General features: G+C 58.4%; 20 protein-coding genes. 5 read left to right on the forward strand and 15 right to left on the reverse strand.

Annotation, left to right across the window (positions count from 1 at the left end):
- Positions 1–66 precede the first annotated feature (66 nt).
- Positions 67–1,401, reverse strand: coding sequence for an MBL fold metallo-hydrolase RNA specificity domain-containing protein (locus tag Poly24_RS02760; protein WP_145090103.1), 1,335 nt, complete (start codon positions 1,399–1,401; stop codon positions 67–69).
- Positions 1,402–1,904: 503 nt separating this feature from the next.
- Between Poly24_RS02760 and Poly24_RS02765 the strand changes: the two genes are divergently transcribed.
- Both Poly24_RS02765 and Poly24_RS02770 read left to right on the forward strand, forming a co-directional pair.
- Positions 1,905–4,676 carry a 2-oxoglutarate dehydrogenase E1 component gene (locus Poly24_RS02765; RefSeq protein ID WP_231753444.1) on the forward strand — a complete coding sequence of 924 codons (2,772 nt, stop codon included), beginning with the start codon at positions 1,905–1,907 and terminating at the stop codon, positions 4,674–4,676.
- Positions 4,677–4,841: 165 nt separating this feature from the next.
- On the forward strand, positions 4,842–6,506 hold the full coding sequence (locus tag Poly24_RS02770; protein WP_145090106.1) for an SHD1 domain-containing protein: 1,665 nt from the start codon (positions 4,842–4,844) through the stop codon (positions 6,504–6,506).
- A 210-nt stretch (positions 6,507–6,716) separates the two neighbouring features.
- Here the strand turns inward: Poly24_RS02770 and truA are convergent, their stop codons facing one another.
- From truA to Poly24_RS02790, 4 genes are all read right to left on the reverse strand, one after another.
- Positions 6,717–7,508, reverse strand: coding sequence for a tRNA pseudouridine(38-40) synthase TruA (gene truA, locus Poly24_RS02775; RefSeq protein ID WP_145090108.1), 792 nt, complete (start codon positions 7,506–7,508; stop codon positions 6,717–6,719).
- A gap of 25 nt (positions 7,509–7,533) precedes the next feature.
- On the reverse strand, positions 7,534–8,550 hold the full coding sequence (locus tag Poly24_RS02780; RefSeq protein ID WP_145090112.1) for an aspartate-semialdehyde dehydrogenase: 1,017 nt from the start codon (positions 8,548–8,550) through the stop codon (positions 7,534–7,536).
- Between the two features lie 57 nt (positions 8,551–8,607).
- On the reverse strand, positions 8,608–9,792 hold the full coding sequence (locus Poly24_RS02785; protein WP_145090115.1) for a formylglycine-generating enzyme family protein: 1,185 nt from the start codon (positions 9,790–9,792) through the stop codon (positions 8,608–8,610).
- A gap of 161 nt (positions 9,793–9,953) precedes the next feature.
- Positions 9,954–10,793 carry a carbon-nitrogen hydrolase family protein gene (locus Poly24_RS02790; RefSeq protein ID WP_145090118.1) on the reverse strand — a complete coding sequence of 280 codons (840 nt, stop codon included), beginning with the start codon at positions 10,791–10,793 and terminating at the stop codon, positions 9,954–9,956.
- 167 nt (positions 10,794–10,960) lie between these two features.
- Between Poly24_RS02790 and Poly24_RS02795 the strand changes: the two genes are divergently transcribed.
- Positions 10,961–12,037: a TAXI family TRAP transporter solute-binding subunit gene (locus Poly24_RS02795; RefSeq protein WP_145090121.1), complete on the forward strand. Its 1,077-nt coding sequence runs from the start codon at positions 10,961–10,963 to the stop codon at positions 12,035–12,037.
- Positions 12,038–12,306: 269 nt separating this feature from the next.
- On the opposite strand, the gene Poly24_RS02800 is transcribed toward Poly24_RS02795, so the two are convergent.
- The 10 genes from Poly24_RS02800 to Poly24_RS02845 form a co-directional block, all read right to left on the reverse strand.
- Positions 12,307–12,729: a GtrA family protein gene (locus Poly24_RS02800; protein WP_145090124.1), complete on the reverse strand. Its 423-nt coding sequence runs from the start codon at positions 12,727–12,729 to the stop codon at positions 12,307–12,309.
- Positions 12,726–13,622, reverse strand: a complete 897-nt coding sequence (locus Poly24_RS02805) for a class I SAM-dependent methyltransferase (protein ID WP_145090127.1) — start codon at positions 13,620–13,622, stop codon at positions 12,726–12,728. The genes Poly24_RS02800 and Poly24_RS02805 overlap by 4 nt, the downstream gene beginning before the upstream one ends.
- 57 nt (positions 13,623–13,679) lie before the next feature.
- Positions 13,680–14,447 carry a class I SAM-dependent methyltransferase gene (locus Poly24_RS02810; RefSeq protein ID WP_145090130.1) on the reverse strand — a complete coding sequence of 256 codons (768 nt, stop codon included), beginning with the start codon at positions 14,445–14,447 and terminating at the stop codon, positions 13,680–13,682.
- 102 nt (positions 14,448–14,549) lie between these two features.
- The gene (locus tag Poly24_RS02815; protein WP_145090133.1) at positions 14,550–15,512 is read right to left on the reverse strand and encodes a glycosyltransferase family 2 protein; all 963 of its coding nucleotides are present in this window, start codon (positions 15,510–15,512) and stop codon (positions 14,550–14,552) included.
- A 204-nt stretch (positions 15,513–15,716) separates the two neighbouring features.
- Positions 15,717–19,007 (reverse strand): efflux RND transporter permease subunit, encoded by a 3,291-nt coding sequence (locus Poly24_RS02820; RefSeq protein WP_145090136.1) that lies wholly within the window; start codon positions 19,005–19,007, stop codon positions 15,717–15,719.
- Positions 19,008–19,060: 53 nt separating this feature from the next.
- Positions 19,061–20,119, reverse strand: a complete 1,059-nt coding sequence (locus Poly24_RS02825; protein ID WP_197452279.1) for an efflux RND transporter periplasmic adaptor subunit — start codon at positions 20,117–20,119, stop codon at positions 19,061–19,063.
- A 215-nt stretch (positions 20,120–20,334) separates the two neighbouring features.
- On the reverse strand, positions 20,335–20,682 hold the full coding sequence (locus Poly24_RS02830) for an ASCH domain-containing protein (RefSeq protein WP_145090142.1): 348 nt from the start codon (positions 20,680–20,682) through the stop codon (positions 20,335–20,337).
- Between the two features lie 198 nt (positions 20,683–20,880).
- Positions 20,881–22,605, reverse strand: a complete 1,725-nt coding sequence (locus Poly24_RS02835) for an amidohydrolase (protein ID WP_145090145.1) — start codon at positions 22,603–22,605, stop codon at positions 20,881–20,883.
- A 15-nt stretch (positions 22,606–22,620) separates the two neighbouring features.
- Positions 22,621–23,505, reverse strand: a complete 885-nt coding sequence (locus Poly24_RS02840) for a hypothetical protein (protein WP_145090147.1) — start codon at positions 23,503–23,505, stop codon at positions 22,621–22,623.
- Between the two features lie 569 nt (positions 23,506–24,074).
- Positions 24,075–24,926 carry an SGNH/GDSL hydrolase family protein gene (locus tag Poly24_RS02845; RefSeq protein ID WP_145090150.1) on the reverse strand — a complete coding sequence of 284 codons (852 nt, stop codon included), beginning with the start codon at positions 24,924–24,926 and terminating at the stop codon, positions 24,075–24,077.
- Positions 24,927–25,105: 179 nt separating this feature from the next.
- Here Poly24_RS02845 and Poly24_RS27275 point away from each other — a divergent pair, with 179 nt between their 5' ends.
- Entirely contained in the window at positions 25,106–25,375 is a 270-nt protein-coding gene (locus tag Poly24_RS27275; protein ID WP_145090153.1) for a hypothetical protein, read from the forward strand.
- Positions 25,376–25,443: 68 nt separating this feature from the next.
- Complete coding sequence (locus Poly24_RS02855) at positions 25,444–25,926, forward strand: hypothetical protein (RefSeq protein WP_145090156.1); 483 nt, start codon at positions 25,444–25,446, stop codon at positions 25,924–25,926.
- Positions 25,927–25,951: the final 25 nt, after the last annotated feature.

Below are 25,951 nucleotides of genomic sequence, written 5' to 3' on the forward strand. Positions count from 1 at the left end.
AGCAGCGCTTCCGATTGTATCGCGGCACCGCTTTGCTTCCTATCTAACTGACGCTGCTGGCACGCGTTAATCAACATGATAACCGCGCTGGTCCAATTCGGCCTCCAGCGTCTTGCGAACGTGATACTCCCCGTGGACCAGACGGATCCGGTACGGTTTTTCGGTGAATCCGGCGACGAACCGCAGCAGGTCGCGTTGGTCGGCATGGGCCGAGTAGCCGCTCAGTTGATGCACATCCGCACGGATCTGGTATTTGCGACCGTCCAGCCGCACCCAGTCGCTGCCGCGTTGGATGTAGCTGCCTGGAGTGCCACGCGCCTGGTAGCCGCAGAAGACGATGTCGGTGGTCGGTTCGCCGATCAGACGCCGCAAATAGTTCATCACCCGGCCGCCGGTGCACATCCCGCTGCCCGCAACGACGACCGCCGGGAGTTTGTGTTTGACCAGTTGGTCGAGCGTCGCGAGGTGTTCTTGATGATCGCCGACGGTGGTCAGGTTTTCGAAGACCAGCGGTTGGTCGTCGGTCTTGAGAACTCCTTGAGCCTCCGCCGACCAGAATTCTTGCAAGTCGTCGTAGATCTGCGTGAACCGGCTGGCCAGCGGGGAGTCGACGATCACATCGACCTGCTTCATTAGACTGCGTCCCTGTTGTTTCTGGATCGCTTCAAAGATCCCGTTCATTTCGAACAGGATGTCCTGGGTTCGGCCGAGGCTGAAGGCCGGGATGATCGTGACTCCTTTGTCTGCCAGCGTTTTCCGCAAGACGGTTTCCAGTCGCGATTGGCGGTCGGCTCGCCCCTCGTGAATTCGGTCGCCATAGGTGCTCTCCATGACCAGCAGGTCGGCCCGTTCGGGCGAGGAAAACTCCGTCAACAGTGGCGCGTGCCGAGGTCCCAGGTCGCCCGAAAAGACCGCCATCTGGCCGTTGGGCAACTCAACTTCGAAGATCGTCGACCCTAAAACGTGCCCGGCAGGACGGAGCCGCAACTTGCAGCCCCCTTGGATCGGATGCCACTGGTGATAGGGGAGCGGTTGCAGGAGTTTGGCGATCTTGTCGTTGAATTTGTCGATCAGTCGCTGGTTCCGCGTAAACCCAATCTTCAGGGCGTCCTGCATTACCAACGGCAGCAACCGCGCCGTCGGCCCGCTGCAATAGATCGGCTGTTCGAACCCGGCGGCGATCAGATGTGGGATCCGACCGCAGTGATCGATGTGAACATGGGTCAACAGCAGCGATTCAATACCTCGCAGCGAGAACTTGATCTCCGGGTTGGGATGGTCGCGGGCATCGTCTCCCTGAAAGGTCCCGCAATCGACCAAAAGGCTATGCTCGTCGTCGGTCCACAGCTGGTGACACGAGCCGGTGACCCCTAAGTGACCACCGTGATGGATCAGTTTCATGTCCTGTCTCGTCCATTGGGTGAAATGATATCGATCCTTTCAGTGTATCAATCTGCACAGACGTACGGGGGTGTCGCGTTGTCGATTGGACAAGCTTGGAAATTTCGCGCATCGCGCGTGCAAAATGCCATAGCCAGCTTGTCCCAAGTTGCTATGATTGAGTTCTCAACGCAGATTGAAGGATGGTTCTGCAATGTCATGCAGATTATGGACGGGTCTGCAAAATCCTGCCTAAACTTCGTGCGGCTAACCCAGTGGCACCTTTTCGCATTGAATAACGCAATGTTGTCATTCTCACCCACGCGAAGTAAGCACCGCGGCGTAGGCATCGCCGATGCGGTTGGAACACCCTGGGGACGCGATCTCCTTGGGATGTCGACGTGCCATCCTTCAATCCTTGCTGCTGGCGGGTGCGCAATCTTGCGAACACCTATCTGGCCAGTGATCTTTCTTACTTGCTTCAGATGCCTCGCTGGCAGAAACACAAGCGGCAACGAACAACGATGAACACATATAGCCTGGGCTACATCGACGACCTGTACGTTCAATATGTCAAAGACCCTGAGAGTGTGTCGCCCGGTTGGCGACGTTACTTTGAGCAGTTTCTTGTGGCAACCGACGAGACCACGGCCAAATTGACCGAAGCGGCGAGTGCGGCAGCCGATGGCGACGGGCAAACCCTCGGCAACGTGACCGAGCATGCACTGTGGTTGGCGCGAATGCAGGACCAGGTCGATCAATTGGTCCGCGAGTACCGGGTCCGAGGTCACTTGGTCGCTCAAGTCGATCCGCTGGGAATGGCGCAAAAGGGATGTCCCGAACTGAATGTCGAATCGTATGGGCTGACCGAAGACGACCTGTCGCGCCCGTTTGATTCGAGCGCTCTGGAGAATGTTCAAGGGCGGACGCTCAACGACGTGCTGCAACAGCTGCGGAACACCTACTGCCGCAACATCGGTGCCCAGTTCATGCACATCGACAATCGCAATATCCGCGATTGGTTGCAGCGTCGGATGGAAGTCGGCGAGAATCGGATGCCGCTGTCGCATGAGGTCCAACGCCGGATCTACTCGCGTTTGGCCGACGCGACGATTTTTGAAGAGTTCGTTCGCCGCAAGTTCGTCGGCGCCAAGACCTTCTCGTTGGAAGGAGCCGAGAGCTTGATCCCGTTGTTGGATCTCGCCTTGGAAAAATGTGGCCAGCACAACGTCAAAGAAGTGGTCATGGCGATGGCGCACCGTGGACGGTTGAACGTCCTGGCGAACATCTTCAAGAAACGAGCGCTCAACATTTTCTGGTCGTTCGACGATCCCGATCCGCAACTGCACCGCGGCGGCGGCGACGTGCGGTATCACCTGGGATACAGCAGCGATTGGAAGACCGCTTCGGGCGACAAAATGCACATCTCGTTGTGCTTCAACCCGAGCCACCTGGAATACGTCAATCCGGTTGCACTGGGACGGACGCGTTGCAAGCAGGATCGCTATGGCGATACGAAACGCCAGGATGTGGTCACGATCTTGATCCACGGCGACGCGGCGTTTGCAGGCGAAGGAGTCGTCCAAGAGACGCTGAATCTGAGTCAATTGAAGGCCTATCACACCGGCGGCACGTTGCACGTGGTGATTAACAACCAGGTCGGTTTCACGACCGAACCGCGCGAAGGACGTAGCACGACCTACGCGACCGACATCGCCAAGATGCTGCAAATTCCGATCTTCCACGTCAACGGCGAGGATCCCGAAGCGGTCGCTCAAGTCGTCAACTTGGCGATGGATTTCCGTCGCGAATTCCACAGCGACGTCGTGATCGATATGTACGCCTACCGTCGTTGGGGGCACAACGAAGGCGATGAGCCGCGGTTCACGCAGCCGGAGATGTATCGCGAGATCGATGCGCGTCAGAGCGTTCGCAAGAGCTACCGCAAGCGATTGTTGAAGCTGGGCCAGATGACCGACGAAGAAGCGAAGGAACTGCATCGCAAGCGGCAGGACAAACTGGAGCGCGAATTCGAAGCGACTCGCACCGTTCCATTTGTTCCCGATGTGCAATCGTTGGGCGGCTCGTGGTCGGAATATGTCGGCGGACCCGAACCCGAAAACGATACCGTGGTCACCGGCGTCGACAAAAAGCGGCTCTCGGAGCTGCTGGAAACGCTGACCACGATCCCGCAAGAATTTAATCTCCATCGCAAACTGAAACGGCCGTATGAACAGCGTCGCGAGATGGCTGCCGGCAAGCTGCCGGTCGACTGGGCCACCGGCGAAGCGTTGGCTTTCGCAACGCTATTGACCGAAGGGCGTCGCATTCGTTTGACCGGCCAGGACAGCGAACGCGGTACGTTCAGCCAGCGGCACGCGGTGCTGCACGATGAAGAGAGTGGTGCGATTTACACTCCGCTTGAGAATTTGGCTCCCGACCAAGCGAAGTTCGAGATCGCCAACAGCCCGCTGTCCGAAGCGGGCGTCCTGGGCTTTGAGTACGGTTACAGTCTCGACTGTCCCGAAGGTCTTTGCGCTTGGGAGGCTCAGTTCGGTGACTTCTGGAACTGTGCCCAAGTGATCGTCGACCAGTTCATTGCGAGTGCGGAGGACAAGTGGAATCGCTTGAGCGGCCTCGTAATGTTGTTGCCCCACGGCTTTGAAGGGCAAGGTCCGGAGCACTGTTCGTCGCGGGTCGAACGCTTCCTGGCGATGGCTGCAGAACACAACATTCAGATCTGCCAGCCGACGACTCCGGCACAGTACTTCCATTTGTTGCGTCGGCAGGTGCTGCGTCGTTGGCGGAAGCCGTTGATCTGCCTGACCCCGAAGAGCTTGCTGCGGCATCCGTTGGTGGTTTCCGAATTAAAGGATCTGGAAGCTCAGCAGTTCCGGAAGATTTTGCCCGATACGCAGGTCTCTCCCGACAACGCGCGGCGGATTCTGTTGTGTACCGGCAAGGTTTACTACGACCTCTTGGAAGCTCGCAAGCAACGTGGCCTCGAGGATGTTGCGATCTTGCGGATCGAGCAACTGTATCCGTTGAAGCAGCACGAATTGATGAGCTCCTTCGGTGGCTACGCGGAAGGCAAAGACATCTATTGGGTGCAAGAAGAGCCGAAGAATATGGGGGCCTGGCCGTATCTGAAGCTGAACTACGGCGACCAGTTGGGTGAGCGTTTCAACCTGCACTGCGTCAGTCGTGTCGAATCGGCTAGCCCGTCGACAGGATCGATGCGGACGCACAAGTTGGAGCAGGAAGAGCTGTTGGAAGCTGCTTTTGCTTCGCTCTAATTTCCCACTCGCCCCCAGGTCCACGCCACGTCGGAATCGATCGCCGTCGTGGGTTGATGGTGGGGCGGGAACGTAAATTCGCTGTGAATTTTGCTTGCTTCGAGAACCGTTGCCCCGGAGAATCCAGGTTTTACTGGATTTATCCGACCAGGCGGAGGTTGTTCGATGTTGCTGAAGATTTCGATTGCGTTGTTGGGCTGTGCTGCGATCGCAGCGGCCGTTCCTGAATGTCTTTTCGCTCAACCGCTTCGGTACGCTCCCGAGTCGGGGTCGCGCTTTGCCTATCGCTTTGAGATCATTGTCGACGGCGACGATGAAACGATCACCTACAAGGGCGTGACGAAATATACCGTCAACTCCGCGAAGGATGACCAGCTTCGGTTGACGTACCATGGCGGGCTGTCGGAATCGAAGCAATCCAAAGGGCGACAAGCTCCCTTGGGCCGCCGGTTTGGACCGCCATCGATTCCTCGTCCCTTCTCCCGGCCAACCTTTGCTGGCAAGGTGACGACCACCAATCAGATCACGCTCTCTTCGCAAGGGGAGGTCTTGGCGATGACGGGTGATTCCCAATTGCCCTTTCTGTTGGGGAATGTGTCGCTGATGCCGTTCGAGACGCTTCCCGAAGAAGAGACCAAGTCCTGGGTGATTGACTCCGGCGTGTCGATCACTAAGAACGAACCGAGTGGGCGTATGGGCGGGCGCTTCGGGCCGTTGGATCCTTTTGGCCGCGGCGACAACGCTCCCAAGGACGTCCGCGCGGCGGGTGAGGTTACAAAGTATGCGATCAGGGGTGAGCAGGATGGGCGCGTGCAGGTCAGTAAATCCTATCAGCTGACGATGCCTGCAAACGATAAGAATCAGACCTATGAAATGACCGGCTCTGGTTCCTGGACCTTTGCTCGCACCGCGTCGCTGCCCGATGCGATCGACATCCAGTACAAGTTGGTCGTCAACGATGGGAACACCACCGTGACGGTGCCGATCCATGTGAAATACGATCGCATCGCTGTTGAAGAGCTCGATCGCATGGAGGCGGAAGCCAAACGAATTGCCGAAGAGCGGGCGATGGCGGCGAAGCAAGCCAAGGAAGAGGCGGAGCGACCATTGACCGAAGAGGAATTGGCGACAGCGATCGCCGATCTTCAATCGGGCGACGATGAGAAAGTCCAGGCGAAGCTAGAGGCATTGGCGAAGAAGAGCGTGGCGGATCCCAGCCCGAAGGTCGCCGCGGCGATCGAGGCCCACATCGAGCACGAGGACAAAAAACTGCGCTCGGCAGCTCATAATGCTTTGGTGCGATGGGCGCCCGACTACAAGGTGGTCCAAGATCTGAAGAAGGCCTACGGCGGCTTTGGGACGGTGAAGTCGACCGATCGCGAAGTCGATGCGTTGACGCCGTTGTATGTCGGCCAGATCGTCCAGTTCCAAGAGCACGGCTCGTTCTGGTTTCCCGGAGAAATCGTCTCGTTGAACGCGGACAAAAGCGTGGTGGTACGCCGGCGCGCCGGCAGTTCGCGAACAGTGACCGTCAAACGCCGCAACGTCCAGTTAGCTCCCAATGAGTTACCGCAACCGAACAAGCCCGCTTCGGTCTCCGACGCGCCGATGGCTGCCACAGCGACCAATTCCGTTCGAACGTGGTCCGACGCGACGGGGCGGTTTAAGATCGAGGCCAACCTGTTGCGAGTCGCAGATGGTGGCGCGGTGTTGAAGCGAACCGATGGGCGAGAAGTCACCGTCCCCGTGAAAAAACTAAGCACCGCCGACCAGGCCTATCTAAAAGCCTGGGAAGCCGCCCTCAACGCCGACAACCCCTTCGAACCGTAACCGACGCGGCCGGAGTCGAGGCTTCAGCCGACGACCGCCATGTCGTTGCGCTCCCAGTGCTGTGTTGTATTCCGTTGCTGGGATTGGAAGCAGGCTCGTCTCCACCGCGGCTGGCGTCGAGGCTTCAGCCGACAACCGCCGGGTGGTTGCACTTGCGATGCCGCGGTGAATTCCGTTGGTGGGTTGCTGGGTTTGAAGGGAGTCTCGGCTTCAACGCGGCGACTGTGGCGCGGCTAGCGGTTGGACGTCGTAATCGACTCGCAGAAGGAACAGGGCGTGGGCTGGGGCGGTGGGGCCGGCTTGGTTGCGGTCGCGGCCGGCGATCAGTTCCTCGATCCAGGCGGGCGGATGTTTGCCGCGGCCGACTTCCACAAGGCTGCCAACGATGTTCCGAACCATGTTGTAGAGGAACCCGTTCGCTTCGACTTCGACGATCAAGTGCCCCTGCCCTGCCCTTCCCTGCCCTGTTGTCAGCGCCAGGTCGTGGATCGTGCGGACCGTCGTTTTCCGCTCGCTGCCGGTCGCTTGGAAGCAGGCAAAATCGTGGGTGCCGACGATCATGGCGGCTGCTTGCCGCATCGCTTCGATGTCCAGTTGGACGTGGTGATGCCAGAAGTAGCGGAAGTCGAATGCGTCGCGGACGCCACCGATCTGCATCTGGTAGCGGTAGCGTTTGCCAACGGCATCACGCAAGGCGTGGAAGTCGACGGGCATCTCTTCGCAGCGATAGACGGTGATGTCGTCGGGAATCTTCGTGTTGATCGCTCGGCCCAACGCGGCGTCGCTGGATCGCCAGGCGTCGGTGGTGAGGCTTGCGACTTGAGCGATCGCGTGGACGCCCGAATCGGTCCGTCCGCTGCCGGTGATCGAGACGCGCTCACCGGTCAATTCGGCGAACGCGCGTTGTAATTCGCCTTGGATCGTCGGCAGGTCCGCTTGGACCTGCCAGCCTGCGTAGCGGAAGCCATCGTAGCCGATGGTCAAACGAAAAGTTCTCAACACGTCAGGCCTGGCTTCCGCAAAATGATCAGGCGACCGAAGCCATCTTCTTGGCCAACAGTTCGGCGATCTGAACGGCGTTGGTCGCGGCTCCCTTGCGGAGATTGTCGCTGACGCACCAGAACGCGATCCCGTTGGGGCTGCTGAGGTCCTTGCGAACACGGCCGACAAAAACGTCGTCCTTGCCAGCGCTGTCGACAGGCATCGGGTATTGTCGTCCGGCCAGGTCGTCGATCAAAGTCACGCCGTCGGCATTGGCGAACAGCTCGCGGGCTTGTTCGACGGTCAGCGGTTTTTCGGTCTCGACAAGAATCGATTCGCTGTGGCCGATCGCAACCGGAACGCGAACGCAGGTCGGGCAGACGTCGATCGAATCGTCGCCGAAGATCTTGCGGGTCTCGTAGACCATCTTCATCTCTTCGGAGGTGTAACCCTCGTGCTTTTCCGATCCGATCTGAGGGATCAGGTTAAAAGCGATCGGGTATTGGAATGTCTTGGCTGCGGGAGCGGAGCCGTCGAGCGATCCGCGAGTCGAGTGCATCAGTTCCGCTTCGCCCGCCAATCCGGCACCGCTGGTCGCTTGGTAGGTGCTGACGATGACGCGTTTGATGCGTGCCGCGTTGTGCAGCGGAGCCAAAGCGACAACCATCTGCGTGGTCGAGCAGTTCGGGCTGGCGATGATGCCTTGGTGGTTGTCGATCGCCGCCGCGTTGACTTCGGGAATGATCAACGGCACCTTCGGGTCCATCCGCCAATATCCGCTCTCGTCGACCACGATCGCGCCACGCTCGACAGCCCACGGCGCGAACTCGGCCGATACTTCGTCGGGTGTGCTGGCGATCACGACGTCGACGCCGTCGAACGCGCTCGGTTCCATCAATTCAACGGTGATCTGTTGATCGCCAAACGTGACGACTTGGCCGGCCGATCGCGCCGATGCCAACAATCGCAAGCGTCCGTGTGGCAGCTTGCGTTGCAAAATTTGGTCTAGCACGATCCGACCCACGGCGCCGGTCGCGCCGACGACGGCCAAGGTATCAATCACTTTTGCGTCTCACTTTTCCAGATGGTTGTTGTCTTTGTCTATCGGTTCTCGGACGATCTATTCGCGAACCGCTTTAGCAGCTTCGGCCAAATCGGGGTCGGCCAGTCCCAGCACGCCGCGGCCTTCTTCGATACGAGACATCACGTCGAATTCGATGTCTTCGGAATCGATCTCCCAGAACTTGTTCATCGCTTCGTCGGACAGCGGTTTCCACGATCGGAACAAACGCATGCCGACGCCGCGCGATGGATCGCTGGTGAACCACCATGGGCTCAGCGGAATGTTCGGGTCATCCATTTTCCAATCTTCGTCGACGCTGTATAGACGGGAAGCACAGCGGACGTCTTCGGGCTCCATCTCCCAGCTGCCGCCGCGGACCACGCGTGGGTCGGCGGTTTCGATCGACTTGATCGCTTCGGAGGCCTTCACGGTTTTGCCTTCAAAAATCTTGTAGCCGTCTTCCAGATAGGCGTCGATCGTCCATTCGGCCACGTTGCCCAGCATGTCGTTGAGGCCAAAAGCGTTCGGCTTTTTCAGGCCAACCTTCGACGGGCCGTCGGGAGAATTGTCGGCGTACCAAGCGTATTGGTCGATCTCGTCCGCCGATTCGCCCCAGCTGTAAGCGGTGGTGCTGCCGGCGCGAGCCGCCCATTCCCATTCCGCTTCGGTCGGAATGCGGTACTGGGTGTCGGTCATCTTCGACAGCCACTTGGTGAATTGTTTGGCTGCGAATTGGGTCATCGTGACCGCCGGCAGGTCGTCGTCGTCGCCGAATTCAAACGTGTAGCTGGGTTCGTACAGTTCGGTCGGCGTGGTGACCGCGTCGACTTTGTTTTCTGGAGTGACCTTCCGCATGTCGCGGAAAACAAACTCCTTGAAAGTTTTGTACATTCCCATGAACTCTTTGTATTCCATCCAGCGGACCTCCGTCTTGCAGACCCACATCGGATCGACATTGACCATGATCTGCGGGCTTTCGTCCTCTTTGTGCCCTGCTTCGCTGGCTGGACTGCCCATTTTGTAGCTCCCCGCGGGGACCGGGATCATTTCGAAGCTGATCTCGGTGCCAGGGATCGTCTCGGTGTAAGGGACCATGAAGCCCCCTTCGACTGCGACAAACGGCCCTTTGTCGGGCTGGGTTGTCGAGAAGCCTTTGATTTTTGCACTGTCATCGGCTGCGATGGCGACGCAGCTTGTCAACGCAAACAAGCACAGGGACAAAGATCGAGCGTACAGGTTCATATGTAAGTCGTTTCTGCGGGACGAAGATTCGTGAAGCACGGAGTTGCTTTGCATTGTAGTCAAAGGGGGGCAATTTGGCGATTGTTACCGGCTCAATTCCGGCTCCTCTCCCCTCGCCGCGGCCACAAAAAATGCGTGTTCTGCACAGAGTGACCGCTCGGCTACTTCTTTTCGCCGATGATGGTGTACCGTTCGGGTTGCCGGTCGGCGAATCGGTCGATCACGTGCTTCCCGGGAGTCCGGACGATCTGTTTGTTTCGAGCGATCGAAAGGTCGATATCGGCGGTCAGGATCAATTCCTGATCGCTATCGGTTTCGGCGATCATCACGCCGTCGGGACCCGCGATCGAACTCATCCCGCAGAACTCGAACGTCCGCTCGGTACCCACGCGATTGGCGGCGATGAAGTAGAGATGGTTTTCCATGCTGCGAGCCGGCGGCACGATCTCGGCAGTCCGCCGCGCCGCGACGGGCCAATTGGTCGACAGCGCGATCACGTCGGCACCGTGCAGGCCAAGGACGCGAGCTGTTTCGGGGAAGGAACTGTCGTAACAGATTGCCATGCCGACACGGATCTCTCCCGCCGCTTGAATGCTGAATTCGCGATCGCCAGGATCGAGGAATCGGTCGACGCCCACGCCCGGCAGATGGATCTTGCGGTAGCTGCCGACGACACCGCTGCGGTTGATCATCGCTTGCGAATTGAACAGCTTATCGCCTTCGATTTCCAGGAAACCGATGATCACGTGCAAGTTGGAATCGCCGCAGGCGGCGGCAAACGAATCGAACAGCGGGTCGTCGATCGACAGTCCCAGCGGCAACGCTTCTTCGCGACTTTCGAAGCAGTATCCGGTCAGTGCACACTCGGGGAAGACGGCTAGATCGACTCCATCGGCTTTGACCGTCGCGATCTTGGCGAGGATCTGTTGGACGTTGTGGTCGATGTCGGCAAACGCGACATCCATCTGAACCGCTGCGACGCGTTTTGTTTGGTGGCTCATGGCAAGTTGGACCTGTTTGAAAGTTTGGTGACCCGACCGATTCGGGCCGGCGGGCCCCGCTTCTAGCCTCGCCCAAGGGGGCGTGTTAATATACATGAGATTCAAATGAATTCCCGCCCCAACTGGGATTTCTCCATCCCTCGAACACTCTTGAAGGTCGATTCCCGATGGCTCTAATGCTCCAAATTTCGCAACATCGTGCGCTTGTCGCTTCGCTGGTTTTGTCCGCTCTGATGCTGGGTTGCAAGAAGAGCGACAGCACCGGCGATGGCGGTGCCACTGGCGGACGTCAGTTCTTGAGCATGGGAACCGCTCCCGTCGGCGGTGCCTTTCCCGTGGTCGGCGGCGCGATCGCTGAGGTCTTGAACGAACACAAGGGGACCGTCGATTGGAAGGTCCAAGCCAAAGGGACCAAGGGCTCGCAAGAGAACATCCGCCGATTGCAACAAGCGGAATTGGAGCTAGCGCTCTCCAACGCCGCGATCTCCTACTTCGCTGCTCGTGGCGAAGCCGGTTGGGACAAGGTTTACGACATCCGCGCGATTGCCACGCTGGCACCCAACGTGGCGCTGTTCATCGCCCGAGCGGATTCGGGGATTCAATCGATCGCCGATTTGAAAGGCAAACGCGTGATCACTGGACCTGCCGGTGCCGGTTTCCAGATGTTCGTCGAACCGATCCTGGCCGAACATGGCGTCGCTTGGGATGAGATCACTTCGCTGAACGCCACGCAAAGTGGCGCTGTCGATCAATTGGGTGACGGCGCCGCCGATGCCGCGTTTTTGGGCGGAGCGGTTCCAACCGGATCGATCACGCAAGCTGCCAGTACGTTCGACGTGACTTACGTTCCGTTCGACGAAGCGGCTCGCCAAAAGCTGATCGAGAAGTACGCCTTCTTCCATCCCGCGACGATTCCCGGCGGAACCTATAAAGGACTCGACAACGATTTCTTGGGACTGAACGTCGGTTCGATGCATTTGATCACCGCGGCATCGCAGAGCGACGAACTGATCTATGAAGTGACCAAGTCGATTTGGGAAAACCGAGCGGAAATCGCCGGGAAGCACCCAGCGGGCAAAGCGATTAACGAAAAGAATGTCGCTCGCAATACTGGGATCGAATATCACCCCGGTGCCATCAAATTCTACGAAGAGGTAGGCGTCTTGGAAGCAGCGGAAAAGCCTGCCGCGGAAGAAGCTCCTGCAGCGGACGCGCCAGCCGAAGAGCCCGCAGCGGCTGAGTAGTCGGCTACGTCCAAGGTTCTCGTAGTGGATCTTGTTAAAAGATCCTTCGAGGACTTTCAATTATCCCGGCAGGGATCGAAGCAACTAACCGTAGGTAAGCGTAACGCCACCTACGGTTTTTGCGTTATTCATGTTTCACGTCGTTGACCGCCGAAGGTGGTCAACGTTGTCCGATGGTGTTCGCGTGCGTTCCACCACCGGCTGATCGCTGCAACGGCTTCGGCGTGTTTGCGGCTGATGTGCGCTTGAAGGATCTTTAACAAGAGCCACTACGGTTGGGTGGCTGCGCTCGGGCGGCCGAAGACGAACCGGTTGTAGAACAGGAACTTCGCCGCAAAGCCTGCGATCAAGACCGTTGCGGTCGCGATCAGGTAGTGGATCCCCAGCAGGCTGTGCAGTCCCAAGAAGGCAGCGTATTCCAGGCCGCGAAAGCAGATCGTAGCGGTCAGGAACGAAGCGAGTTGCGTGGCGATCGGTTGGCCGCTGGCTTGGAAAACGAACCAGCGACAGCAGGCGAAGTTGACGATCAGGATGATCACCAACGAAGCGGCAAACGCCAGTTCGGCGGGCCATACGGCGTGCTGAGTCAGGGCGTGGGTGATCCCAAGGTTGCCGAGAAAGCTGATGCCGCTGAGGATCATGAACCGGATCGCGCGGCCTGCTCGGGGTGCACTGATGCTTGGCCGGGTCATTCCGCAGGCGTCCGCGAGGGCTGAGGCGTCGATTGCCGATCTGTCGGCTTTTGTCCGGCGACGATCACGTTCCAAGTCAGCGGAGTCAGCAGCCGTCCGGCGATCGCTTCGATTCCACGATCAAGACCGCAGGCGATCCGCGATGCGGGAGCGGTCAGCCATGATGGATTCATCGGGACTTCGGCAAACGGTGTCGATAGCAGTCCTTGCGGTCGTTGGCGAAGCGACGTCAGGCCGGCGTCGGCGAAGCAGTTTTCCATCTCTCGGCCTGTCAATTCCAGTTGCTCGTCGGAGTAGCTGGCGTCGAACTGTTTTCTCAACCGGCGAGCGATTCCAACGATTGGATTGCTCGGTTGCGGTTCGTTCACTACCAGCCAACCATCCGGTGACAGCAGCGACACCAAGTTCTCGACAACTTCGTCCATCTGATCCATGTGATGCAGGACACCGATCATGAAGATGATGTCAAACGGTTCGTCGGTTTTCAGATCGCGAGCGTTTGTCGTAGCGAAGGTCGCTCGATCGGTTTGCCGCTCGGCGCGAGCCAGGTCGATCAGCATCTCGGAGTAGTCGATGCCCAGGTAGCACGCGTAATCGGCGGGGAGATAATCGACCGAATATCCGGCACCGCAGCCGACTTCCAGAATGCGTTTGCCGTGCAATGAGGTTTGCGGGAGTGCTCGCATCGTTTGCAGCAACCGCAGGCGACGCGCGGGGCGGACCGAGGGGGAGCGATCTTTGGCCGCGTATTTTTCAGCGATCGTGTCGAACAACGCACGGTCGCGGGACTCTAGGCTCGTCTCGCTTTCCCCCGGAGGATCGCTTGTTGCAATCGTCGCTGGAACGATGGGCATCGGGGTGGCAAAGGTATAGTTGTTGGTGGTCGTTGACATGTCGCGAGTTGGGTTGTGGAGGTGGTTGTGTTGGTCGATTCCGTTGTCGCGGCGGATTCAATCAATGCGTTTCGCGACCAGGACGGCCGACTGGCCGATCGGCGGACCGACGATCCGATCGATGCGTTGCATCCATGGCATCGCCTTGCGAATCATTGTCAATTGCCAAGGGCTGAAGGTCCGCGATAGGTTCGCCTGACGCTTTTGCACACGACTTTTGAACCAATAGGGAAGGACGCCAAAGGCGTTCATCCAACGGACGCTCAACGGTTCCCATCCGGCTTGTTTCGCTTTGTCGCGAAGTTCCTGAAGTGCATAGCGACGGAAGTGCCCCGACGCGGTGTCGACGCTTCCGTAGAGCCACTTCACGGCGGGGACTTTGATCAGCAGATGGGCATCGGGCTGCGCGATCGAATGAAAGCGACGCAATAGTTGCACGTCGTCTTCGATGTGTTCGAGAACATCCAGGCAGACGATTGTGTCGATTTTGCGATCGGTGATGGTTGTGAAGTCGGAATCGAGATCCAGCTGAATCGGTTCGACTGAGGGCTTGTTCGCAAAGCGGCTGCGTAATTCCTGGACGTTTTGTGGGCTGAGGTCAGCGGCCAGCACGTATTGGGCTTGTTCAGCAAGCAACGCGGTGCCGTTGCCGATCCCACATCCGGCGTCCAAGACGCGGTTGCCGATCCATGGACGCAACAGGTCGATCGACCATGCGTAATAGGCGTCGAGAGTCTTCATCCGCTGCAGCGCTTCGAGGTGTTCGCCTTCGAGCGGCAGCTTCGATTCGATCGTCGCGACATCAATTTCGTGAACAGCCGACATGGCAACGGTTCCATTGGTTGTGGAAGGGAGGAACCGGTTGGGTTCCCGCTGAGTGCGATTGCAGCGGAGATGGGGATTCTAGCGGCGGTCGGCTAGTCGTCGTCAATGGCTCCGCTTGTCGATCATATCGGCCAGAAGTGCGAAAAACGTTGTGTTCATTCCAAACAGCAACAGCATCAACGTCTTCTCGGTCAGATCGCCTAGGAAGAATACGTCATAACCGAGCGAGATGGTGAATCCGGCGAGCATTAACGCGCAGAACGGTCCCAGCACGCGCAGCGGTGCGAAATACATCCCCATCCGCATGATCAATTGCACAAATCGCAGCGTGTCGCGGATCGGTTTGATCTTCGATTTGCCGATCCGATGTGCGTAACTGATCGGTTCGTAATGAACGCTGTGCCCGTTGGTCATGAAGGCCAACGTGCTGGTTGTGGTGAAGCTGAAGCCGTCGGAGTACATGTGGATGAACTTCTCCGCCGTCTCCTTTTTGAAGACGCGCAAACCCGAGTTCAGGTCGGGGATCTTGCGGTTGGCGATCCACGACGCGTATCCCTTCAAGAAAAATTTGGGGATGCTGCGGATCTTGGAGTAGTGGACGTCTTTGCCGGTTCGCGAGCCGACGACCATGTCGTAGTTCTCGGCGAGTTTCACGAGTTCGCCGATCCGTTGGTTCGGATAGGTTCCGTCGGCGTCGGTGATCACGATCAGCGGAGCCGACGCGTGGCGGATCCCCGTTTTTAGGGCCGCACCGTAGCCGCGGTTTTCGGGGTGCGTGATCACGACGATGTCGCGATGCGTTTGTTTGATCTGTTGCAGCTTTTCCGCCGTGCCGTCAGTCGATCCGTCGTCGACGACGATCATCTCGACGCGTTGCGGGCCGATCAGCATGTGCCGCAGCTGGACGATCGCATCGGGCAACGCACCCGCTTCGTTGTAGCAGGGGACGATCACCGAGTAGTGCGGTCGCTGTGGCGGCAGTGATTCTTCGGTCGCTCCCCCCTGCTCTACCTCTTGCGTGATCAGCGTCGTCAGGAATTCGGGGAACGTCGGTTCGGTTTGCATCGCGTTGGCAACCCAATGGAGTCATCGGACGGTTTGGCGGCAAGCGGCATTGCTTTTTTGATGTGCCGCGCCGGTGGCTGCTGCAAAAAAGCAGGGCCTAGTCTGTCCATACAACTTCCGCATGGGTGAATGCAAGTTCATCCTGGGGTGATAGCAATTACGAGCACGACGCGCCAGCGAGTGTTGTTGTGGGATGCGATTCCCTTACGCTTCGTCGGTCGGTGGGGGCTCGGGCGTGGGGCTGGCCAGGACGTAGTAAAAGACGGGAGTCAGGAAGATCCCGAAGAAGGTCACGCCCAACATTCCCGAGAAGACGGCGATGCCAAGCGTTGATCGCATCTCCGCTCCAGCACCGCTGGCCAGGGCCAATGGGACAACGCCCAGGATAAAGGCGAGCGAGGTCATGATGATCGGCCGCAAACGCAGACGGCACGCTTGGATCGTGGCGTCGAATTTACTCAATCCCGCCATCTGCTGCTCCTTGGCAAATTCAACGATCAAGATCGCGTTTTTACTAGCCAGACCGACCAAGACGATAAACCCAATCTGAACAAAGATGTTGATGTCGCGGCCGGTCAGCGCGATTCCGATCACTGCACACAGCAAACACATCGGGACGACCAACACAACGGCCAGCGGCAGCTTCAGGCTCTCGTATTGAGCCGCGAGGACCAGGAAGACGAGGACGACGGCGAGGGCAAAGACGATTAGCGCCGTGTTGCCCGCTTGGATCTGCAGGAAGGTGAGTTCGGTCCACTGGGTGTCGAAGCCAAACGGCAGGGTCTCGGCGACCACTTTCTCGACGATCTTGATCGTATCGCCGGAGCTGACGCCTGGCATCGCGACGCCATTGATCGCGGTGGCGGTGAAACCGTTGTAACGCATCACGGCGGCGGGGCCGGTCGTGTCTTCGACGCGAACCAGCGTTCCCAGCGGCACCATTTGTCCCGACTGGCTGCGAACGTACAGTTGCGTGATTTGGTCGGGAGTCAATCGGTACAGCGGATCGGCTTGCAGATTGACCTGCCAGGTTCGGCCGAAGGCGTTGAAGTCGTTGACATAATATCCGCCCAGATAGGTCTGCAGCGTCGTGAAGACTTCGCTGAGCGAGACGTTCATCGATTTACACTTTTCGCGATCGACGTCGATAAACATCTGCGGCGTGTTGGCCCGGAAGCCGCTTCGCATGCCGAGGATCGTCGGCTCGCTGGAGCCTTTCATCGACAGCTGGGTCGTCGCTTTCTCCAGTTCGGTCAGCCCTAGTTGGCCGATATCGCGGACGATGATTTTGAAACCGCCGCCGCTGCCCAAGCCGTCGACTGGCGGCGGTCCAAAGACCGAAACGCGGGCGTCGAGAATTTCGGTGGCGGCGAGCTTGCGGATCCGAGTCGCGATCTGTTCGGAATAGAGCGACGCTCCCTCGCGATCGTGGAACGGATCCAGCAGGACGAAGATCGACGCGAAGTTCGATCCCACGGCATTCTGGACGATCGATTGGCCGACAATTTCCAGCGTATGGTTGATCCCCGCCAGACCTTCGGTCTCTTCGCCCGGAACCTCACCTTCCGCATGCGACTCTTTCCCCGTCTTGTCAGCCTGCACCCGCTGGCTCAGTAGTTCACTGTTGCCGCTACGTTCACCGAGCATGATGCGGCTGAGTTGCTTCACGACTTCTTCGCTGCGTTCCAGCGAAGCGGAATCGGGCAGTTGCACGTCGACAAGCAGATAGCCTTTGTCCTGAGCCGGAACAAAGCCGGTGGGAACCGTGGTCATCCCTTTATAGGTTCCCCACAGCAGGCCGGCGTAGACGACCAGCACCACGACCGAAAGTCGCAGCAGCCAACCGGCGGACCGAGCGTAAGCGTCGGACATGGTGCCGAAGAAACGGTTGAACAGGTCGAAGAACCATCCGAACAGGAAATTGAGCACGCGGGTCAGCGGATCTCGCTGTTCCGATTTAGGACGCAGCAGCAAAGCGCTCAACGCGGGGCTGAGGGTCAGCGAGTTGATGGCGCTGAAGAAGGTGGACACAGCGATCGTCGCGGCGAACTGCTGAAAGAACTGGCCGGTGATTCCCGTGATGAACAGGCAAGGGATGAAGACGCACATCAGAACCAACGAGATCGCGATGATCGGCGTCGTCACCTCGTGCATCGCTTGTTGAGCCGCTTCGACCGGCGTCGCGCCATGCTCCAGCTTGTGTTCGATCGCTTCGACGACCACGATCGCATCGTCGACCACGATTCCAATCGCGAGGACCAGTCCGAACAGGGAGAGGTTGTTGAGGCTGAATCCAATGCCGGCCATGACGGCAAAGGTACCGATGATCGCGACTGGAACGGCGATCAGCGGAATGATCGCCGCTCGCCACGATTGCAGGAACAGCATCACAACGACGGCGACCAACAGGATCGCATCGCGCAGCGACTTGAAGACTTCGAAGATCGATTCGGAGATAAAGGGAGTCGTGTCGTAGCTGATCGAATATTCGATGCCCGCCGGGAACCGCTGGCGCAATTCATTCATCTTGGCGCGGACGGCGTCGGCGGTGTCCAACGCGTTGGATCCCGGCAGTTGATAGATCATCAGTCCCGATGCCGGCACGCCATCGAGATTACACATCGTGTCTTCGAAGCCGGCGCCAAAGTCGATTCCGCCGAACTGCTTGCCGCTGTCGTCGGTTCGTCTGTCGGTGACGACATCGCTAAGTCGGACGATCTGGCCGTCCTCGCCCGTCTTGATTACGATCGCTGAAAACTGTTCCGGCGACGTGAGCCGCCCCAGCGTCTTTAATGTGTATTGAAAGTCCAGGCCTTGGGGGACCGGCGGCCGTCCCAGGGATCCAGCGGCAACTTGCACGTTCTGTTCTTGCAGCGCTGAGATCACGTCTCTGGCCGTCAAACCTAAGACCGTCATGCGGCTGGGATCTAGCCAGACTCGCATGCTGTAATCGCGTTGGCCGATGATCGTGATGTTGCCGACGCCGTTGATCCGGGCCAGTTCATCTTTGATCCGGATCGTGGCGTAGTTGCTCAGATACAACTGGTCTCGCGACTGGTCGGGCGAAAACAGGTTCACCGCAAGCAGCGCGTTGGAGGAGGCTTTCACCACCGAAACGCCGTTGCTTTTGACCTCGGCCGGCAGGACGGGAGTGGCCAGGTTGACGCGGTTCTGCACCAACACCTGAGCCATGTCGAGATCGGTGCCGACGGCAAACGTGACGGTCAACGAGTAGCCGCCATCGTTGGTCGATTGGCTGGACATATACAGCATGTTTTCGACGCCGGTCACCTGCTGCTCGATCGGCGCGGCGACGGTATCGGCCACAACTTCGCTGCTCGCTCCCGGGTATTTCGTCGTCACCAAAACCGATGGCGGTGTAATCTCGGGGTATTGAGCAATCGGCAGCGTCCAGACGAAGATGCTGCCCGCCAAGACGATCAGGACCGAGATGACACAGGCGAAGATGGGGCGCGTGATGAAAAATTGCGACATCGAGTTCTAGCCGTACAGAGTTTGGGTGGGAGCGGATCGTAACAACCGGGACGCTATTTCGCCTGCGGTGTTGGATCGACGGTCATGCCGGGTTGGATCAATTGCAGTCCCGCGACCACGACCGATTCGTTGGGCTTGATTCCCGATAGCACGACGCGCTGGTTTCCCTTGCGGTCCCCCAGCGTCACCGTCCGGTGTTCGACTTTGTTTTCCGAATTCACGACGTAGACAAAGTTGGTCGCTTGGTCGGTTCCAACCGCGGTGTCGTGAATCAGGATCGCATCGTGGGGATCCGAAACTGGAATCTTCACGCGGACAAACATCCCCGGTTTAAGCAAACCGTCTTTGTTGGGGAACAGTCCCCGCAGCTGCGACGTGCCTGTCTGTTGGTCGATCTTGATCTCGGCGTAGTCCAGCACACCCTCGTGCGGGAAGTCGTTTTCGTCTTGCAGTTGCAAGTAGCACGGAATCTTCAAGTCCGCCAATGTGTTGGCCTCCTTGAATCCGTCGCCACCCATTTCGCGTTGGCGACGCATGACGCGCAAGCGAACGTTTTCATCGATGTTGACGACGGCTTTGATCGGTTGATCGCTGACGACTGTCGTCAAATGCGTCCCGCCAACGAAGCCGCCGGTGACGTAGTTGCCATCGTCCAGCAAAGCGCGGTCGACGCGGCCGGTGATCGGCGACGTGATTTTTGTGTAGCCGACGTCTAGCTTGACGCGGGCGGCATCCGCATTGGCCGCCTTCAGCTGGGCTTGGGCTTCGGCAACCGTGGCTTGATCCTGATCGTATTCCTCGCGCGAGACCGCGTTGTTGGCCAGCAGTTCTTTCGAACGCCCGAACGTCTTCTCTGCCACGTCCAGTTTGGCTTGGGCGACGTCGATTTGAGCCAACGCTTGGTTGTAGATCGCGTCGTATTCGTCCGGTTCGATCGTGAACAGCAAGTCTCCTTCTTTGACTCGCTGGCCGTCTTCGAAATGAGTCGACCGCAGGAATCCCGAAACTCGCGACTGGATGTTGACGCTTTTATCAGCAGCCAGCCGCCCGACCAATTCGACATAATCGGTGACGGAAGTTTCTTCGGCCGCCATGACGGTCACTTTCTGCACCGGGCGTTCCGAGGCGGATGGTTGGCTGGCTGAGTCGCCGCATCCGACGGCGAGACAACAAACCAGAGCAACCCCAAGGGCTGGGTACGAGTAGCTATGGAGCATGATTGGACGTTTCCCCAGAGATCAGCGAAGCGGGTGTCGGACGCAAGGGTGAATGGAATGCTTAACAGGCACGGCGGCGAGATGAAAGACGTACCGCGCCGTTGGCGGTGTTAACCAAATGGTTTGAACCAGACCGGATTCGCGCGATTCTCCGGCTTACGTAAAGTCGTGGCGCGTTGAGGGCGGCGGAGATACCACTCTCCGCCATTGGAATCGTGCAGCTCCACCGTCCCCACAATCACACCTCTCGGCAGATCATCGCAGGCGACATCGGTGATTCCGTAATCGTCCATCCATTCCGCTTCGTCGTTAGCGTCGTACCGCCCCAGGGCCGCATAGATATAGATTCGCTCGCGGATCTTGGTCGCGGAGCTGCGGTATTCGATCTGTTTGATGCCACGCATGATCGCTTCGGCGTGCGGCTGGCGAATGCTGAGTGCTCGTGTCGGTTGGCTCATTCCGATTTGTCTCCTCGAACGGTACGGGAGTGTTTGGGTTGGTTCCTCTGGTGGTAAGTGTAGTGGTTGGATGTGTGGTGTGCTGCTTGGTTGTGAACTACTCGGGCTCTGTTGCGGTTGGCGGTGCGGTGGGAGCGAGCGGCAGCCCGATCGACAGCGTCGGAACGCGGTCGTGGATGTCGTCAAACGTGTAAAGAGTTAACGCGATTGGTAGACCGGTTTTCCATCGATCCACGTTGAGATGACTTGAGTCTCGCGAATCTGATCGTCGCTGCAGGTCAGCAGATCGGTATCGACGATGACAAAATCGGCTCGCTTGCCCGGTTCAAGCGACCCCGTCTCGTGTTCGTTCCGCATCATCCAGGCATTGTTGATCGTGTAGAAGCGAATCATCTGCTGTCGCGAAATCGATTGTTCTGCGTGGATGGGCTTGTCGTGCCAACGAGCGGTTCGCGTGACGGCGATCCACATGCCGAGAAACGGGTTGTAGGGATTCACGCTCCGCAGCGATCCGATCTTCTGCATGTGGTCGCTGCCGCCACCCGCCTTCACGCCCGCATCGAATAGACTGCGCAGCGGGATGAAGTATTTCAGTCGCGGTTCACCAAACTGAGCGACCAAAGTGCGGGCGTCTAAGTACAGCCAGGCGGGTTGCAAGTCGACGCCGATCCCAATCTTGGCCGCGGTGTCGATCGATCGTTTGCTCATGAAGCTCGAATGCGTTAGCGTCGATCGCGTGGGACCGACGGGAATTTCGGTGTTCACCTTCGCAAACGCATCGACCAACGCATCGACAGCGGCGTCTCCCTGGCAATGGGCGGTGAAGGCGAGGTTGCGTTGAACGCAACTGCGGACAAGCGATTCGAGACGCTGGTGATCGATGTATTGCATGCCCCGGTAGTTCGGATCGTCGATGCCATAGATCGTGCTGAGGCCCCACGGTTGATTGAAGTACGCGCTGCCGGTCAGCATGCCGCCATCTTCAAAAACTTTCACGCCGATCACGCCAAGTCTCGGATCGGGGCCAGCGAAATAGGGATCGGCAGCGATCGTGTCCAATTTCTTTTCGATCGCCGCGAGGTCGCCGTTTGGATTCAGGCTGCGCGACATCCGCACGCGGATCTGCAAACGATCCGATTTCAGCAGGCGGGCATACTGGGCTCGCGCTGAATCGTTGCAATTGCGATCGATGATGCCTGTGATGCCCCAGCGGTTGTAATCGTCAAGCAGCATTTTCAGCCGGTCGTCGCGTTCGGCTTCGGTCAGTTTTTTCGCGGATCGATTCGGACGCGATTTAAAGACCGCGGACGCCTTGCGCAACACGCCGGTTGGTTCCCCAGTGGCCGGATCGACCATCACGTTTTCGGGATGTTTGCGAGCGAATTCCTTGTCGATCCCGTTTTCCTTCAGCCCCAGCGAATTGGTGCTTCCATCGGGGCCGGTCCGAAAGGAAACGGGATGTTCGGGGGCGGCCGAATCGAGTTCGTCGCGCGTCGGATAGCGTTGTTCTCGCAGACGTGTGATGAAGACTTGGGAGAGGTGGATCCACTCTCCCTTGGGGACGACTTTGGCCCGGCCGCGGACGTAATTCAAGACATCTTCGATCGAATCCATCTGCGGGATTTCGTGATCCGATTCGAAGGTGCTGGCATTGCTGGGATGGACATGCGAATCGATCAGGCCGGGCAAAACCATCTGCCCCTGCAATTCGACGATTTGGGTGTCGGGCCCAATGGCTGTTTCGATGTCCGCTGCCGTGCCGGTCGCCACGATCCGACCATCGCGAATCGCCATCGCATCGACGATGCGAAAGGTCTCATCGACAGTAACGATATTGCCACCGCGGAGCACGAGGTTTGCGGGTTGAGCCAACGCACTGGCGGAGGCGAACAGGCAGCAGACAATTATGGCGATCGGTCTCATGGCGGGGCTCTGGGGTCAGGTGGGATCGGACGGCGGATCGATTGTCGGCGCGGCGGGAGCTAGCGGCAGACCCATCTTTTCAAGGCTGGGCAGATGTTGGCTCCAGTCGATTTGATACGGTACATCGATTGGGCGTTCGCCGTCGTGCAGGCCGACCGACAGCATCCGCACGCGGTCGTGGCGGACTTGGCGATCGACCAGCGGCATGTCTTTGTCGCGCGACGACTTCGCTTCTTCAGCGGCTAGTTTTTGTTCTTCCAGCCAGACGCAGGCGATCCTGTGTAGCGCAACGACGCGGAACCAGTGCCACGGCTTTTCGACTAACAGATGATCGCGGCACCAGTTCCAGTCGGCGAACCGCTGCAGGTCGGCGGGGCGGATCAGAAAACAGCGGACACATTTTTTGCGGACGAACTGGCGGTCCTCGCAGGTCATGGCAAACAGCCACGTCTGCCGCTCAAACGGCGTCGTCGCTAACAGTCCCGCGATATGCCCCAACGCATCGTTGAGCATTTCAAAACCAAGCGTCCCGTCGGTCTGCAGGATCGGATTGCTGAGTGTCGTTTGATCTGCCAGTTTGTTGATCTCGTCGCGGACGGCGATGTTGTCGTAGAGATCGTTGAGCGTCGTCTTGGGAGCGACGTTGCGAAACAGCAGCACCTGCTTGTCTGTGCTGCCAGTCGCCGGCGATGCCTCATCCACGGGAGACAATTGATGCATCTGAAAGATAAAATCGTCCGAATCGCCCGCCTGCATCCGCTGCAGTGCGTTGAGCCGTTTGCGAAACAGCAGGAACCAACTGGCGGCAAACCCCGACAGGAACCCCAACGCCTTGCCGAGCAATTCGGGAAACAGACGCTCCCACTGCAACGTCGACAACCAATCAAAAAACATCTGCATCTTGGATACTCTGCTCGGAAAACCATCGCGGCGGACAAGCGACTTGCGGTACGCCAAAAGAGTTTAGCAGAAGGAGCCAGCAGTCGCTGTGTTAGCGAAGCTGTGGGGCCAGGAGAAGCTGTGTTTCGATTGGAGGTGTCAGGCGGCACACGCTAGCGCGTACTCGCTGATCACCTTAGACGCGGACAGAAAACCACCGGTTGGCTCCGCACTGCATCCTGAAAGACTCAGTTTTCTGTCCGGCTCTTAGAACTGGATGCTTAGTCGCTGTCTCCGCACCACAGGCCGGAGGCCGACAAATCTAGTGCCGGCGGAGTAAGCCGCCGGTTGCTTGTGTGCGAACAAAGCAACAGGCCGGCGGCCGCCACACATTCATCGCTCACATGTGCCGGCCTACGGCCTTTTGGCTTTGGGGCCTTTCGGGACCGGAGGCTTACACCTCCGGCAGTTTTTGTGTCGGCCTCCGGCCTTCGAAGCGGACAGAAAACCTCTCGTTGGATCGGCACCACATTTTAAAACACGGTTGTCTGTGCGACTCCAAGAATAAACCTTTAACAACCCGATTGTTGTTACGGATTAGGTTTTGCGTCGCCGTTCTGCGCTAGTTGTGATTTGAGGAAGGCGGCGACTTGTTGGCCGAGGAATTGGTTGCCCGGGGCGGTGAAGTGAACGTCGTTGGGGTTCTGCAATTCGGCTAGGCGTGGCGTGATCGCGGTGAAGAGGTCGTCGATCGCAACCGAATGCTCTTTCATGACTTCGGCAGCGGCCGCGTTCCGATCGACCATCGATGCGGCCGTGAATTTTCCGGGGACGTCGGGAATCGGTGTGCTGCTGGCCCAGACGACAGTGGCGCCGGTCTGCTGCATCCGCTGCACCAGTTGTTCCAGACGCGATTTGTAATCTGCGATTGGTGTCGATCGGTCGTGAATCCCAAAGTTGAAATGGATCAGATCCCACTTGCCATCGCCCAGCCAGATGTCGAGTTTTTTCAGACCTGTCGATGTGGGGCCGCAGTTGGCCGGGGCGCGATGGACGTTGGCGATCCCGGCGAGTTCCTTGCGGACCGTTTCGGTGTAGGCTCGGGAAACTGAGTCGCCGATCAACAGTACCCGCGGCAGCGCCGGATCGTCTTCGACGAAGTCCCACGCGTTGGCTTGACCGGCGATCTTCTGGCGTTGATGGATCGGCAGATAGAAGCCGCCCAGTTCCGACTGCAGCGTCCGTTCCCACGCCTGGCGTGCGGGCGAGAGGGTGGCGACCCAGGCTTGATACTTCGCTTCCAGTTCCGCTTGCTCTTTCGCTTTCTGCGCCGCCGCTTCCTCGGCAGTGGTCGGTTCGGTCTTGTGCGTTGCCGCGGGGTGCGCAAAGACGCACGGAGTGGCGAGACCGAGTAGGACGAGCGAGAGCAAGCTGCGGTACATGATTGGGAACCTGGCAAGGAGATCGATTTGCAAACCGTAGTACGGTGAGTGGGACGCACTGCTTTAGGGGGTAAGTGTAGCCGAGCGCGGAGCATTCGGCGATCGGCGGCAAGAGCCTCGACGCCCGGGGCGGGGGGACCGCCGCTTGAAAGCCCGTTGGGAAATGCGACAATAGCGGCATGACACAAAACGCAATGCAACACGCTGTGCGACAGACAAAGATCGAACGGGCCAGGCGAATGACCTTGGACGAGCGGTTGGCTGCTGGTGCTCAGCTGTACGCTCAACAATGTGAACTCGTGGCGGATTTGATTGCCGGGCTCCACCCTGATTGGACCACCGACCAGGTTCGCGATGAAATGAAGCGTCGTTGGAAAGTTGCCCGCGAACGAGATGCTAAGAGGTTGTATCGTTCTGGCGGTGTCGAGATGCAGGACGAACGGTCGTGACTCAGGACGATGGGAATCGGGCCGTTGCGTTGGTCGTAGCTCTGCTGAATCGGATTGCATTGCCCTACATGCTGGTCGGTTCGTATTCCAGCAACGTCTACGGTATACCGCGTGCGACTGCTGATGCCGATTTTGTGTTGGAGTTTGGGGGCAATGCTATGGACTCCCTGCAACAGGAACTCGGTAGCGACTTTCGACTGGATTCGCAAACTGAATTTGAATTGATTACTGGGACGACCCGTCGCGTCCTGTACTATATGCCGCGTGATTTCACGATTGAGCTTTTTCAACTCAGTCAAGATCCTTTCGATCAATCACGGTTTCAAAGACGTGTTGCGGTTCAGTCATCACTTCTGGCTGGAGTAGTTTGGTTGCCGACGGCGGAAGATGTCGTTGTGCAGAAGCTACGTTGGGGGCGCCGGCAAGATTTGTCGGATGTGAGCGACGTGTTGGCGATTCAAGGTGAGACGCTTGATTGGCGTTACATCTCGCGTTGGACTGACGATCACGGCACGAGCGATATGTTGGAAAGAATCCGCAGCGAGTTGTAATCGGTGTGCCAGATGCCACTTAGGC

Origin of the sequence: Rosistilla carotiformis (assembly GCF_007753095.1) — a bacterium.
GTDB classification, from domain to species: Bacteria; Planctomycetota; Planctomycetia; order Pirellulales; family Pirellulaceae; genus Rosistilla; species Rosistilla carotiformis.

Excerpts from the sequence above, each read along its gene's own strand:
- Poly24_RS02765 (WP_231753444.1), top strand. The coding sequence starts at position 1,905 with ATGAACACATATAGCCTGGGCTACATCGACGACCTGTACGTTCAATAT.
- Poly24_RS02800 (WP_145090124.1), bottom strand. The coding sequence starts at position 12,729 with ATGACCCGGCCAAGCATCAGTGCACCCCGAGCAGGCCGCGCGATCCGG.
- Poly24_RS02770 (WP_145090106.1), top strand. The coding sequence starts at position 4,842 with ATGTTGCTGAAGATTTCGATTGCGTTGTTGGGCTGTGCTGCGATCGCA.
- Poly24_RS02790 (WP_145090118.1), bottom strand. The coding sequence starts at position 10,793 with ATGAGCCACCAAACAAAACGCGTCGCAGCGGTTCAGATGGATGTCGCG.
- Poly24_RS02760 (WP_145090103.1), bottom strand. The coding sequence starts at position 1,401 with ATGAAACTGATCCATCACGGTGGTCACTTAGGGGTCACCGGCTCGTGT.
- Poly24_RS02820 (WP_145090136.1), bottom strand. The coding sequence starts at position 19,007 with ATGTCGCAATTTTTCATCACGCGCCCCATCTTCGCCTGTGTCATCTCG.
- Poly24_RS02810 (WP_145090130.1), bottom strand. The coding sequence starts at position 14,447 with ATGTCGGCTGTTCACGAAATTGATGTCGCGACGATCGAATCGAAGCTG.
- Poly24_RS02845 (WP_145090150.1), bottom strand. The coding sequence starts at position 24,926 with ATGTACCGCAGCTTGCTCTCGCTCGTCCTACTCGGTCTCGCCACTCCG.
- Poly24_RS02830 (WP_145090142.1), bottom strand. The coding sequence starts at position 20,682 with ATGAGCCAACCGACACGAGCACTCAGCATTCGCCAGCCGCACGCCGAA.
- Poly24_RS02815 (WP_145090133.1), bottom strand. The coding sequence starts at position 15,512 with ATGCAAACCGAACCGACGTTCCCCGAATTCCTGACGACGCTGATCACG.
- Poly24_RS02805 (WP_145090127.1), bottom strand. The coding sequence starts at position 13,622 with ATGTCAACGACCACCAACAACTATACCTTTGCCACCCCGATGCCCATC.
- Poly24_RS02840 (WP_145090147.1), bottom strand. The coding sequence starts at position 23,505 with ATGCAGATGTTTTTTGATTGGTTGTCGACGTTGCAGTGGGAGCGTCTG.
- Poly24_RS27275 (WP_145090153.1), top strand. The coding sequence starts at position 25,106 with ATGACACAAAACGCAATGCAACACGCTGTGCGACAGACAAAGATCGAA.
- Poly24_RS02795 (WP_145090121.1), top strand. The coding sequence starts at position 10,961 with ATGGCTCTAATGCTCCAAATTTCGCAACATCGTGCGCTTGTCGCTTCG.
- Poly24_RS02855 (WP_145090156.1), top strand. The coding sequence starts at position 25,444 with ATGCTGGTCGGTTCGTATTCCAGCAACGTCTACGGTATACCGCGTGCG.
- Poly24_RS02835 (WP_145090145.1), bottom strand. The coding sequence starts at position 22,605 with ATGAGACCGATCGCCATAATTGTCTGCTGCCTGTTCGCCTCCGCCAGT.
- Poly24_RS02785 (WP_145090115.1), bottom strand. The coding sequence starts at position 9,792 with ATGAACCTGTACGCTCGATCTTTGTCCCTGTGCTTGTTTGCGTTGACA.